We start from the raw sequence: 13,169 nt of genomic DNA, 5'->3' as shown, positions 1-13,169 counted from the left end.
CTTGATCGCCGCCGGTCAGCGGGCGAACTCGATCGCCCGGGACTCCCGGACGACGGTGACCCGGATCTGGCCGGGATAGGTCAGCTCGTCCTCGACCTGCTTGGCGATGTCGCGGGCGATCACCTGGGCCTGGATGTCGTCGACCGCGTCGGGCTTCACCATCACCCGGATCTCGCGGCCCGCCTGCATCGCGAACACCTTCTCCACGCCCTCGTGCCGGTCGCGGGCGATCTCCTCCAGCCGCTCCAGCCGCTTGACGTAGGCCTCCAGCGACTCGCGGCGCGCCCCCGGCCGGCTGCCGCTCACCGCGTCGGCGGCCTGGGTGAGCACGGCCTCCACGGTCCGGACCTCGACCTCGTTGTGGTGTGCCTCGATCGCGTGGACGACGTCCTCGTGCTCGCCGTAGCGGCGGGCGATCTCGGCGCCGATCAGCGCGTGGCTGCCCTCCACCTCGTGCGTGAGCGCCTTGCCGATGTCGTGCAGCAGCGTGCACCGCTTGGCGACCTCCACCGGCAGCCGCAGCTCGCCCGCCATGATGCCCGCGATGTGCGCCGACTCGATCAGGTGCTTGAGCACGTTCTGCCCGTAGGACGTCCGGTACCGCAGCTGGCCGAGCAGCGCGATCAGCTCCGGGTGCATGTCGGCGATGCCGACCTCGACCAGGGCGTCCTCGCCGGCGCGGACGCACAGCTGCTCGACGTCGCTGCGGCTGCGCTCGTAGATCTCCTCGATCCGCTGCGGGTGGATCCGGCCGTCCAGGACGAGCTTCTCCAGCGTCAGCCGCCCGACCTCGCGCCGCACGGGGTCGAAGCAGCTCAGCAGCACCGCCTCCGGCGTGTCGTCGATGATGAGGTTCACGCCCGTGGTGGTCTCGAAGGCGCGGATGTTGCGCCCCTCGCGGCCGATGATGCGGCCCTTCATCTCGTCGCTCGGCAGGTGCAGGACCGACACCACCGACTCGGCCGTCTGCTCGCTGGCGACCCGCTGGATCGCCAGCGTCACGATCTTTCGGGCGCGCTTGTCGCCCTCCGCCTTCGCCGCGTTCTCGATCTCCCGCACGATCGGGATGGACTCCCGCTTCGCCTGGTTCTCGATCGCGGCGACGAGTTCGCCCTTGGCCTGCTCGGCGGTCAGCCCGGCCGCCTGCTCCAGGACCTTGCGCCGCTCCTCGGCGACGCCGTCGAGCTCCCGCCCGCGGGCCTCCAGCGCCTTCTTGGTCTCGGCGAGCCGCCCCTGCCACTCCTCCAGGCGGCGCACCTCGGCGTCCAGCCGCTGCTCCCGCTCCGCGAGCCGCGCCTCCCGGCGCTCCAGGTCCTCCCGGACGGTGCGGAGATCGTCCCGCAGGGTCCGGCCTTCCTCGTCGAGTTCGGCGCGCCCGGCGGCGGCGGCCTGCTGCGCCTCGCGCTCGGCCTTCTCCAGGACGGCCCGCGCGTCTTTGGCGGCCTTCGCCCTGATCTCGTCGGCCTCGCCCTGCGCCCGGGCCATCTCGGCCGCGGCCCTGCCGGGCGTGCCGGGGCGCCGCACCAGAACGATCACGAGAGCGACCAGGGTCACCAGCAGCGCTGCACCCAGCAGGACGCTCTCCATGAGGCAGATCCTTCCTCGCCGCGGGCCCGTCCGGAGTACGGGCCCTGCCTAGCGAGGACTTACTCGCGCGCGGATGCACGACATCGCGGGACGGCGCAGCGGCGCGCCCCGGCGACCCGGCCGAATCCGGTCGACGAACCTGTCCTTTATGCCTCTCAGCTGCTGGAACGTGCTCGGTCGTATGGCAATCCGCGAGACGCGGAGTAACTCCTCACTGCCGTAACGGTAAGCGGCACAGAGGTAATGAGCAAGCAAACGACGGGCATTCCGGGCTAACCGAACGTCGGCGTGACTCCTTGCTTACCGCTTCCCCTGACCCCTGTCCCCCGCCCCGACCTGCACCATCACGCTCTCACCCGGCCGCCGTCCCGGCTTCCTCCGGTCACCGTCCCGGCGACTCCGGCGTGTCGCCACCCGCCTCTAACGCCGCCGCCACTGCCCCACCCACCCCACACCTGGTACGCGGTGTTTCAAAGGCCCGGCCCACTTCGCTCGCCTGGCGGCTCGCCACGTGACCGGGCCTGGGAGAACGCGGCATCGCTTGGCGATCTGCCCGGCTCCGCTCGCCTCCGGCTTCGCCGCATCGGGCAGGTCACGCCCTGACACCGCCGCCCCAGCCCCCGAGCGCACTGGGACCTGCGGATCCTCCCTCACGCCTCACCCAGCGGCAATGGCGCAGGGCCGCGAGGGCTTCCTCCGTCGCCCTGCAGTGCAGGCGGATGGTCAGTCGAGGGGCGTGGGGAGGTCTTCGGGGTCGGTGCCCTCTTCGGCCAGGGCTTCCTTGACCACCCGGTAGGACAGGGCGGGCGAGTAACCCTTGCGGGCGAGCATGCCGACCAGGCGGCGCATGCGCTTGGCCGGGTCGGTGCCTCGGCTGGACGGGAGCTTTCGGGCGACCAGGGCGCGGGCCGTCTGCTCCTCCTGGTCGGAGTCCAGGGTCTCCACGGCTTCGTTGACGGTCTCGTTGGAGACGCCCCGGCGGCGGAGTTCGGCGGCGAGGGCCCGCTTGCCCAGGCCTCGGCCGGCATGCCTGGACTGGACCCATGCCTGGGCGAAGGCCTCGTCGTCGATGAGGCCGACGTCGGTGAAGCGGCTGAGGACGCGTTCGGCGGCGTCGTCGGGGATGTGCTTGCGCTGCAGGGCCTCCACCAGCTGGGCCCGCGTGCGGGGGGAGGCGGACAGCAGGCGCAGGCAGATCTCGCGGGCCTTCGCCTCCGGGTCGCCCTCGCGCGCGGCCGTCATGGGGTGCCGGTTCGGGCCGGGGTGGGAGTCGTGGGAGCGGCGGCGCCATCGGGGAAGTTCCGGGCACCGGTCGTGCGGTGCCGGGTAAGGCGCCGCCGCCCTGCATACGAGATCATCGCCTACTCTTCGTCAAGAGTCACCCGCCTCCGAGGAATCCTTGTCAGGAATCGCCCGTTTTGGCGGCCTTAGCGCCCCTTTTCGCGGCGGGGGCCTTGACCGGGGCGGGAGCCGGGGGCTCGGGTGCGGCGCCCGGGGCGGCGGCGGGCTCGGCCTCCTTGTCGACCTTCGGGCCGATGCCGAGCTTCTCCTTGATCTTCTTCTCGATGCCGTCGGCCAGGTCGGGGTTGGCCTTGAGGAAGTTGCGGGCGTTCTCCTTGCCCTGGCCGAGCTGGTCGCCGTCGTAGGTGTACCAGGCGCCGGACTTGCGGACGAAGCCGTGCTCCACGCCGAGGTCGATCAGCCCGCCCTCGCGGCTGATGCCGAGGCCGTAGAGGAGGTCGAAGTCGGCGACGCGGAACGGCGGGGCCATCTTGTTCTTGACGACCTTGACGCGGACGCGGTTGCCGACGGCCTCGGTGCCGTCCTTGAGCGTCTCGATGCGGCGGACGTCGAGGCGGACGGAGGCGTAGAACTTCAGCGCGCGGCCGCCGGTGGTGGTCTCCGGGGAGCCGAACATGACGCCGACCTTCTCGCGGAGCTGGTTGATGAAGACGGCGGTGGTCTTGGTCTGGTTGATCGCGCCGGTGAGCTTGCGCAGGGCCTGCGACATGAGGCGGGCCTGGAGGCCGACGTGGCTGTCGCCCATCTCGCCCTCGATCTCGGCGCGGGGCACCAGCGCGGCGACGGAGTCGATGACGACGATGTCGATCGCGCCGGAGCGGATCAGCATGTCGGTGATCTCCAGGGCCTGCTCGCCGGTGTCGGGCTGGGAGACCAGCAGGGCGTCGATGTCGACGCCGAGCTTGGAGGCGTACTCGGGGTCGAGCGCGTGCTCGGCGTCGACGAAGGCGGCGATGCCGCCCATCTTCTGGATGCTCGCGACGGCGTGCAGCGCGATGGAGGTCTTGCCGGAGCCCTCGGGGCCGTACACCTCGACGACGCGGCCGCGCGGCAGGCCGCCGATGCCGAGGGCGATGTCGAGGGAGATCGCGCCGGTGGGGATCACCTCGACGGGCGCCCGCGCCTCCTCGCCCATCCGCATGACCGATCCCTTGCCGAACTGCCGCTCGATCTGGGCGAGTGCGGTCTCGAGAGCCTTCTCCCGGTCGTTCGCTGCCATGAGATGTCCTTCTCGTTGAGATGTGTCGGCTCTCGGCCGCTGCTTGCGATGTCGAGGGCGACGTTACGGCGGGCCACCGACACTTTCGACCCCGGCGCGGTGCGAGGACGCCGCCGCGGGCCCGGCCCAGCCTACCGAACATCCGTTCGATCATCGTCCCGCATGCCGATTTGCGGTGGAATCTCCGTGCGATCGATGGTCCCGACCCCGTAACCTGGCGGGGTTGACGGAGGGTTCCCATCATGACGCTGACCGTCCTCTTCTGCGTCGATCCGCTCCATCCCCGGCGCGTTGACCCCCACTTCGCCCGCGAGGCCGCCGCCGTGCGGGACCACTACGGCGAGATCGCTCTGATCGACCACGACGCGCTGCGGCGCGGTGACGTCGAGGACGCGGTCGACGCGGCGCCCTCCGACCTCGGCCCGGTCTGGTACCGCGGGTGGATGCTCTCGGCGCGGGAGTACGGCGCGATGGCCGCCGCCCTGAAGCGCCGCGGAACGGTGCTCCTGACGCACCCGGACGACTACCGTCGCGCGCACGAGCTGCCGGGATGGCACGACACGTTCGCCGGGCTGACCCCGCACAGCGTGTGGCGCCCTCTCGGCACCGGCCAGGACCCCGGTCCCCTCGGCGAGCTGGGTGAGCTCGTCAAGCCGCTGCGCGGCGGGCCCGCGGTGGTCAAGGACTACGTGAAGTCGTGCAAGCACGAGTGGGAGGAGGCGTGCTTCGTCCCCGACGTGAAGGACCTCGCGCAACTGCACGACATCGCGGCGAAGATGGTCGCGCTGCGCGACGACCATCTGGCCGGCGGTCTCGTCGTCCGGGAGTTCGAGCAGTACGACGGGGAGGGCGAGGCGCGCGTGTGGTGGGTGGACGGCGAACCCGCCCTGGTCGGCCCGCACCCGGACAGCCCCGGCACGGAACTCGATCCGGACCTGGGCGCGGTGGCCCCCGCCGTCCGCGCGCTCGGGTGCCGGTTCATCACCACCGACCTGGCCCGCCGCACGGACGGCGCCTGGCGCGTCGTGGAGGTCGGCGACGGCCAGGTCAGCGACCTGCCGTCGTCGGTGGACGCGATGGACCTCTACGCGCATCTCCCCGTGCCCGAATAACATCCGCCCAGGTGATGTGGTTGTGATCGAACCGGATTAGGGTTTTCGCCGTCTGATGACCTGTGGCCCCTGGCCGCCTCTCGATCCCTCCGTCGGAAGGACGTGTTCTCTTGCCCCCTCAGGAGCCCACTCGCCGGCTCAGCTCCCGCGCCGTGAAGGTGGGGATGGTGAGCGCCCTGTCGTTGACCCTCGTCGCCTGCGGTTCCGGTTCGACGACGGCGAGATGCGTGGACCGCAACGCGCCGGCCAAGGGCAAGGGCGGGTACAAGGTCGTCCCGGACAACAACTGCAACTCCGGCGACATCGACAACGGGGCCAACAACGCCTACAACCGCTACTTCTGGTACTACGGCGGCAAGAGCCGGTCCGGCTTCGTGTCCGGCGGCAGCCAGTACCGGCCCGAAGGCAAGATCAAGTCCAGTGGCGGGCGGACGCTGAGCCGGGGCGGGTTCGGCGGCGGCGGCCGGGGCGGGAGCTGACCCGTGCGCCGAGTCCGTTCCGCACCGCGCGAAGGCTGGGCGGAGAAGGTCGAGGCGCACGGCCTGGCCTTCCACCGCACAGCGCACCCCGAGCACCTGACCCGGCCCTACTGGGACGAGTCCGTGCACTACGTCTTCGACCTGGACGAGGTCCTCGCCCTGGAAGGCGTCGTCGAGGAACTGCACCGGATGTGCCTGGACGTGGTGGAGCATGTCGTGTCCACCGGTCGTTACCACGTCCTCGGCATCCCCGACTGGGTGGCGCCCCTGATCGAGGAGTCCTGGCGGCGCGGCGACCCGCACCTCTACGGGCGGTTCGATCTGCGCTACGACGGGCAGGGGCCCGCCAAGCTCCTGGAGTACAACGCCGATACTCCGACCGCGCTCGTGGAGAGCTCCGTCGTCCAGTGGTACTGGCTGCAGGACACCCATCCCGGGGACGACCAGTGGAACTCCATCCACGAGCGGTTCGTGGCGCGCTGGAAGGAGATGGCGCCCGCCGTGGGCGGCGGCCCCGTCCACTTCGCCTGGACCACCGGTGACGAGACCGGCGAGGAGGTCATGACGATCGCCTACATGCAGGAGACCGCCGAGGAGGCGGGCCTGCCGGGTGTGGCGATCGCCATGGAGGACATCGGCTGGGACCCGGCGCGCGGACGCTTCGTCGACCTCGACGAGCAGGCGATCGGAACGCTCTGCAAGCTGTACCCCTGGGAGTGGATCGTCGCCGAGCCGTTCGGGCGCAACATCCCGGGGACGCCCACGTCGTGGATTGAGCCGATCTGGAAGATGGTGCTCTCCAACAAGGCGCTGCTCGTTCTGCTGTGGGAGCTGTTCCCGGGTCACCCCAATCTGCTGCCCACCTACCTGAACACTCCGTCGAACCTGACGTCCTACGTGCAGAAGCCGCTGCTCGGGCGGGAGGGCGCGAGCATGCGCATCGTCACGCCGGACGGTTCGGAGCAGCGGACCCAGGGCGACTACGGCGCGGAGGGGTACGTCTTCCAGGAGTTCTGCGCGCTGCCGGACTTCGACGGCGAGCACCCCGTCCTCGGTGCGTGGGTGGTCAACGACGGGGCCGCTGGGATCGGCATCAGGGAGACGTCCGGGCTCATCACCGACGACACGTCGTCCTTCGTCCCGCACCGCATCCCGCTGTAGCGGCAGCCCTAGCGCAGGGTCGCGGGGACGTCGAACGTGGCCACGACGGCCTGCCAGACCCTCTTGGCGGATTCACCGTCAGCGAAGGCCTGTTCGATGGTGCGGCCGCCCAGGTCGGCTATGACGTAGTCCTTGGCCACGCTCTGGGCGTAGTGCTCACCGAACTGCTGGTTCATCCGATCCCAGAAGAGTGTTAGCCGCACGTGTCCCACGCTATCCGACGGATGGTTCCCCCAGGGACCGCGTCACCTCGCCGGGTACCTCGGGGGCGCGGCCCTGGCGGTACTGGCGGTGCAGGCCCGTCAGGTACCGTTCGACGCCTTCGATGACCCGGGCCGTCCGGTAGGAGGGGAAGACGTCGAACCCGTGCTGGGCGCCCCGCATCTCGGCGTAGAGGACGGGCGAGCCGGAGACCTCCCGCAGCCGCTCGACGAACCGGCGGGCCTCGGCCACGGGGATGAGCGAGTCGCGGCTGCCGTGGATGACGAAGAAGGGCGGTGCGTCTTCGCGGATGTAGGTGACCGGGGACGCCTTGGCGTACACCTCCCGGTTCTCCGCGAAGGGCTGCTTGACGACCATCCGCTCCATGAGGCGGGTGGTGCCGAAGGGGCGGGGAAACGTTCCCGCCTCGAAGAAGTTGTAGAAGCCGTAGAACGGGACCGCACCCTGCACGGTGGTGTCCGCGTCCTCGAAGCCCGGCTGGAATTCGGGGACGTTCGCGGTCAGCGCCACCATCGCGGTGAGGTGCCCGCCGGCCGAACCGCCGGTCACGCAGAGGAAGTCGGGGTCTGCTCCGTACTCCTCGGCGTGCTCCTTGTACCAGGCGACGAAGTGCTTCAGGTCGATCAGATGGTCCGGCCAGGTGGCACGCGGGCTGAGCCGGTAGTTGACGTTGAAGCCGACCCATCCCTGGACGGCCATGTGGTTGAGCAGCGGCAGCCCTTGCTCCCGCTTGTCGCCGATCACCCAGGCTCCGCCGTGGATCTGCATGAGCCCCGGGCGCAGCCCGCCGCCGGCGCGTTCGGCAGCGGGACGGAAGACGTCCAGTTTCAGGCGCAGGCGGCCCTCCTGCCGGTACACCACGTTGCGTTCGACCCGCACGCCCTTGCGCGGGACCAGGCACAGCGGGGGGACGATCAGGTGTGCGAGCGGGTAGCGCGGTGCGCCCTCGGGGTCCAGTTCGAGGGGGGCGCCGCTGTCTCGCAGAGTGACGACCGTCCGGCGGGACGCCGCGAGGGTGGCCGCGACGCCCGCCATGCCGAGGACCGCCAAGGCGAGTCCGGTCCAGCCCGCCCAGCCGTCCAGTCCCCCGAAGGCCGCGGCCAAGGCCGTGGCGGCGGCCCAGACGACCAGGACGTGTGGTGCCAGCTCGATCGTGAGCCAGCCCGCGAAGAAGCTCGGCGTGAGGAGGCCGGGGCCGCGCCGCGGGGCGTGGGCGTTGGCGGCCGTCAGGGCGAGCAGGACGCCCAGGGCGAGGAGGACGTAAGGCATCGTGACTCCCTTGCGGAGCGTGGGCCGGCCTGCTCCACCCTGCCCATACAAGCGCTTGCTTACAAGAGGGTCCGCGGAAGGACGACATCCATGTGACGCGTGCCACGCCCGCGCATTCTGTCCCACCCGCGAGGCAGTATGGCGCCATGGGCGGTGACGTGCTCGAACGCTTCTCCCCGGCGACCCGCGCCTGGTTCACCGGGGCGTTCGCCGCGCCCACGCCCGCGCAGGCCGGGGCCTGGGAGTCTATCGCCGGCGGCGACAACACGCTGGTCGTGGCGCCGACCGGGTCCGGCAAGACCCTGGCGGCCTTCCTGTGGTCCCTCGACCGGCTCGGCACCGAGGCCCTTCCCGAAGACCCGCTGCGCCGCTGCCGCGTCCTGTACGTGTCGCCGCTGAAGGCCCTCGCCGTCGACGTCGAGCGCAACCTGCGCGCCCCGCTGACCGGCATCCGCCACGCGGCGCGGCGCCTCGGCCTGCCCGAGCCGGACGTCCGGGTCGGGATGCGGTCGGGCGACACCCCGGCCGACGAGCGCCGCCGGCTGGCCGTCAGGCCGCCCGACATCCTGATCACCACCCCGGAGTCGCTGTTCCTGATCCTCACCTCGCGGGCGCGCGAGTCGCTGCGCGGGGTGGAGACCGTCATCGTCGACGAGGTGCACGCCGTGGCGGGCACCAAGCGCGGCGCGCATCTCGCGCTGTCCCTCGAACGGCTGGACGCGCTCCTCGAACGCCCCGCCCAGCGCGTCGGCCTGTCGGCGACGGTCCGTCCCGCGGGCGAGGTGGCGGCCTTCCTGGGCGGGCCGAGGCCCGCCGCCGTGGTCCAGCCGCCCTCGGAGAAGGTGTTCGAGCTCGACATCGTCGTCCCGGTCGAGGACATGGGCGAGGTCGGCCGGTTCGTCGACGACTCGGGTACGCCCGACCCCCGCCAGCGCAGCATCTGGCCCCACGTGGAGGACCGCCTGCTCGACCTGATCCAGGCGCACCGCTCGACGCTCGTGTTCGCCAACTCCCGGCGTCTGGCCGAGAGGCTGTGCGGACGGCTGAACGAACTCGCCTACGAGCGCGCGGACGGCGAGCCCCTCCCGGAGGACCACTCCCCCGCGGCCACGATGGCCCAGGCGGGCGCCGCCAAGGGGGCGCCGATGGAAATCGCCAGGGCGCACCACGGCTCCGTCTCCAAGGAGGAGCGGGCCGGCATCGAGAACGCCTTGAAGGAGGGCCGCCTGCCCGCGGTCGTGGCGACGTCCAGCCTGGAACTCGGCATCGACATGGGCGCGGTCGACCTGGTCGTCCAGGTGGAGTCGCCGCCGTCGGTCGCCAACGGGCTCCAGCGGGTCGGTCGCGCCGGCCACCAGGTCGGCGCCGTGTCCAAGGGCGTCATCTTCCCCAAGTACCGGGGCGACCTCGTGCAGACGGCCGTGGTGGCCGAACGCATGCGCGGCGGCGAGATCGAGGAGCTGCGGTACCCGCGCAATCCCCTCGACGTCCTCGCCCAGCAGATCGTCGCGATGGTCTCCATGGACGAATGGACGGTCGACGACCTCGAATCCCTCGTCAAACGCGCCGCCCCCTACGCCACGCTCCCCCGGTCGGCGCTTGAGGCGTCCCTGGACATGCTCGCCGGGCGCTACCCCAGCGACGAGTTCGGCGAACTCCGTCCCCGCCTTGTCTGGGACCGCGTGACCGGCGTGCTGCGCGACCGTCCGGGTGCCCAACGGCTCGCCGTGACCAGTGGCGGGACGATCCCGGACCGCGGCCTGTTCGGGGTGTTCCTCGTCGGCGAGAAGGCCTCGCGCGTCGGCGAACTCGACGAGGAGATGGTCTACGAGTCGCGCGTGGGGGACGTGTTCGTCCTCGGTGCGAGCTCATGGCGGATCGAGGACATCACCCCCGACCGCGTGCTCGTCTCCCCCGCGCCGGGCCAGCCCGGCAAGCTGCCGTTCTGGCACGGCGACACGCTGGGGCGTCCGGCCGAACTGGGCCGCGCCCTCGGTTCGTTCACCCGCGAGCTGGCCGAACTGCCCCAGCAGGAGGCGCGGGCACGCGTCACCTCGGCCGGCCTGGACGACTGGGCCTCCGCCAACCTCGTCTCCTATCTGACCGAGCAGCGTGAGGCCACCGGGCACATCCCCGACGACCGCACGATGGTCGTCGAACGGTTCCGCGACGAGCTCGGTGACTGGCGCATGGTCGTCCACTCTCCGCTGGGCGCGCGTGTGCACGCCCCCTGGGCGCTCGCCATAGCCGGCCGCCTGCGCGAGCGGTACGGCGTCGACGCGCAGGCAATGCACGCCGACGACGGCATCGTCATCCGCATCCCGGACATGGACGAGCCCCCCGGTCTCGACCTCGCCGTCTTCGACGCCGACGACATCGAGCGCATCGTCGTCGACGAGCTGGGCGGCTCGGCGCTGTTCGCCGCCCGGTTCCGCGAGTGCGCGGCGCGCTCGCTGCTGCTCCCCCGCCGCCGTCCCGACAAGCGCATGCCCCTGTGGCAGCAGCGCCAGCGCGCCGCGCAGCTCCTGGCCGTGGCGAGCAAGTACCCGTCGTTCCCGATCGTGCTGGAGACCATGCGCGAGTGCCTGCAGGACGTGTTCGACGTCCCGGGCCTGGTGCAGCTCATGCGCGACATGTCCGGACGCAAGGTCCGCATGGTGGAGGTGGAGACCTCCGAGCCGTCCCCCTACGCGCGTTCCCTGCTGTTCCACTACGTGGGCGCGTTCATGTACGAGGGCGACTCGCCCCTGGCGGAGCGCCGCGCGCAGGCCCTGGCTCTCGACTCGGCGCTCCTCGCCGAACTGCTCGGCCAGGCCGACCTGCGCGAGCTGCTCGATCCCGACGCCGTCGCCGAGACCGAGCGCGAACTCCAGCGCCTGGCCGCCGACCGCCGGGCCCGTGACATGGAGGGCGTCGCCGACCTCCTCCGCGCGCTCGGCCCCCTCACCACGGCCGAGGCGGCCGAACGCGCACTGCCCGCGGGTCTCGGCGCCCCGCCGGACGAGGGCGGGGCCGCGGCGGGTGACGCGGAGACCGCCGCGGCAGGCGGTCCCGTGCCGGACGAAGTGATGGTCCTGGTCTCGCGGTGGCTGGCGGAGCTGGAGGCGACGCGGCGGGCGATCCGCGTCCGGATCGCCGGGGAGGAGCACTGGGCCGCGATCGAGGACGCCGGCCGGCTGCGGGACGCGCTCGGCGCGCCGCTGCCGGTGGGGGTCCCGGAGGCGTTCCTCGAACCGGTCGGCGACCCGCTCGGCGACCTGGTCTCCCGGTACGCGCGGACGCACGGGCCGTTCCGGGCGGCCGAGGCGGCGGCGCGCTTCGGGCTGGGCGTCGCCGTGGTCGTCGAGACGCTGCGGCGGCTCTCGGGCTCGGGCCGGGTCGTCGAGGGCGAGTTCCTGCCGGTCGGGTCGGTGGCGGGCCCGCTGACGACCGAATGGTGCGACAGCGGCGTGCTGCGGATGCTCCGGCGCCGTTCGCTGGCACGCCTGCGCGCCGAGGTGGAGCCGTCCCCGCCGGAGTCGCTCGGCCGGTTCCTGCCGGCCTGGCACGGCATCTCGGGCGGGTCGCGGCTGCGGGGCATCGACGCGCTCGTCCAGGCGATCGAGCAGTTGCAGGGCGCGGCGGTGCCCGCGTCCGCGCTGGAGTCGCTGGTCCTGCCGTCGCGGGTCCCCGGCTACACCCCGGCGATGCTGGACGAGCTGACCTCGGCCGGCGAGGTCGTGTGGGCGGGCCAGGGAGGGCTGCCGGGCGGCGACGGCTGGGTGGCGCTGTACCTGGCCGACACCGCCCCGCTGCTCATGCCGAACCCCGCCGAGATCACGCTCACGCCCGTGCACCAGGCCGTCCTCGACGCCCTCGGCGACGGAGGCGCGCTGTTCTTCCGGACGCTGTCCGACCGTGTGAACAAGCAGGCCACCGCGGGCGACGCCGACCTCGTCACCGCCGTGTGGGACCTCGTCTGGGCCGGCCACCTCACCAACGACACGCTGGCCCCGCTGCGGTCCGCGCTCGGATCGGGCCGTCCGACGCACCGTTCCCGGACGACGCGCCGCGGGCGTCCCGTCCTGCCGTCCCGGACGGGTCCGCCGACGGTCGCCGGGCGCTGGTGGCCGCTTCCCGAGCGCGAATCCGCCGCGACCCTGCGCTCGCACGCCCTCGCCGAGTCGCTCCTGGAGCGGTACGGCATCGTCATCCGCGGCGCCGTCGCCGCCGAGCGCACTCCCGGCGGCTTCTCCGCCGTGTACCCGGTCCTGCGCGCGTTCGAGGAGACGGGGCGCTGCCGCCGGGGCTACTTCGTCGAGGGCCTGGGGGCCGCCCAGTTCGCGCTGCCGGGGGCCGTCGACCGGCTCCGCGCTCTCCGCCCGGGGGCGGCCGCCGCGCCCGACGACATCTCCGCCCTCTGGGAGACGCCCCGCAAACCCGCGGTCCGGGCGCTCGTCCTCGCGGCGGCCGATCCCGCCAACCCCTACGGCGCGGCGCTGCCCTGGCCGGAGCGCGCCGACGAGGTCGCCAGCGGCCACAAGCCGGGCCGCAAGGTCGGCGCGCTCGTCGTCCTGGTCGAGGGGCGCCTCGTCCTCTATGTCGAACGCGGCGGGCGGACCCTGCTCACCTGGGACGACGACCCGGACGTCCTGCAGCCGGCCGTCGACGCCCTCGCTCTGGCCGTCCGTGAGGGGGCGCTCGGCAAGCTGACCGTGGAGCGCGCCGACGGCGAGGCCATCAATGACTCCCCGCTGGCCGCCGCGCTGGAGTCGGCCGGCTTCCATCCCACGCCCCGGGGGCTGCGGCTGCGCTCCTGACCGTCCGAGCCGCGGAGCG

At 72.2% G+C, this 13,169-nt stretch carries 9 protein-coding genes; 4 read left to right on the top strand and 5 right to left on the bottom strand.

Annotated features, from left to right (window positions below):
* Positions 1-15 precede the first annotated feature (15 nt).
* The 3 genes from rny to recA form a co-directional block, all read right to left on the bottom strand.
* Entirely contained in the window at positions 16-1,587 is a 1,572-nt protein-coding gene (gene rny, locus BKA00_RS01595) for a ribonuclease Y (protein ID WP_185023225.1), read from the bottom strand.
* 723 nt (positions 1,588-2,310) lie between these two features.
* Positions 2,311-2,829 (bottom strand): regulatory protein RecX, encoded by a 519-nt coding sequence (locus BKA00_RS01590; RefSeq protein ID WP_185023224.1) that lies wholly within the window; start codon positions 2,827-2,829, stop codon positions 2,311-2,313.
* Positions 2,830-2,989: 160 nt separating this feature from the next.
* Complete coding sequence (gene recA / locus BKA00_RS01585) at positions 2,990-4,108, bottom strand: recombinase RecA (RefSeq protein WP_185023223.1); 1,119 nt, start codon at positions 4,106-4,108, stop codon at positions 2,990-2,992.
* A 242-nt stretch (positions 4,109-4,350) separates the two neighbouring features.
* Between recA and BKA00_RS01580 the strand changes: the two genes are divergently transcribed.
* The 3 genes from BKA00_RS01580 (at position 4,351) to BKA00_RS01570 (ending at position 6,860) form a co-directional block, all read left to right on the top strand.
* Positions 4,351-5,220, top strand: coding sequence for an ATP-grasp domain-containing protein (locus BKA00_RS01580; protein ID WP_185023222.1), 870 nt, complete (start codon positions 4,351-4,353; stop codon positions 5,218-5,220).
* Positions 5,221-5,330: 110 nt separating this feature from the next.
* Positions 5,331-5,699, top strand: coding sequence for a hypothetical protein (locus BKA00_RS01575; protein WP_230298522.1), 369 nt, complete (start codon positions 5,331-5,333; stop codon positions 5,697-5,699).
* A gap of 3 nt (positions 5,700-5,702) precedes the next feature.
* A complete protein-coding gene (locus BKA00_RS01570) occupies positions 5,703-6,860 on the top strand; it encodes a glutathionylspermidine synthase family protein (protein WP_185023221.1) in 1,158 nt (385 codons plus the stop codon).
* Positions 6,861-6,868: 8 nt separating this feature from the next.
* Here the strand turns inward: BKA00_RS01570 and BKA00_RS01565 are convergent, their stop codons facing one another.
* Together BKA00_RS01565 and BKA00_RS01560 are read right to left on the bottom strand one after the other, a co-directional pair.
* On the bottom strand, positions 6,869-7,063 hold the full coding sequence (locus BKA00_RS01565; RefSeq protein WP_185023220.1) for a DUF3046 domain-containing protein: 195 nt from the start codon (positions 7,061-7,063) through the stop codon (positions 6,869-6,871).
* A gap of 10 nt (positions 7,064-7,073) precedes the next feature.
* Entirely contained in the window at positions 7,074-8,351 is a 1,278-nt protein-coding gene (locus tag BKA00_RS01560) for an alpha/beta hydrolase (protein ID WP_185023219.1), read from the bottom strand.
* A gap of 146 nt (positions 8,352-8,497) precedes the next feature.
* Here BKA00_RS01560 and BKA00_RS01555 point away from each other — a divergent pair, with 146 nt between their 5' ends.
* Positions 8,498-13,150: an Lhr family helicase gene (locus BKA00_RS01555; protein WP_185023218.1), complete on the top strand. Its 4,653-nt coding sequence runs from the start codon at positions 8,498-8,500 to the stop codon at positions 13,148-13,150.
* Positions 13,151-13,169 lie beyond the last annotated feature (19 nt).

The sequence above is a fragment of the Actinomadura coerulea genome, from assembly GCF_014208105.1.
GTDB classification, from domain to species: domain Bacteria; phylum Actinomycetota; class Actinomycetes; order Streptosporangiales; family Streptosporangiaceae; genus Spirillospora; species Spirillospora coerulea.
The sequence above is the reverse complement of the archived record's forward strand: the minus strand, read 5'-3'. Positions and strand labels throughout refer to the sequence as shown.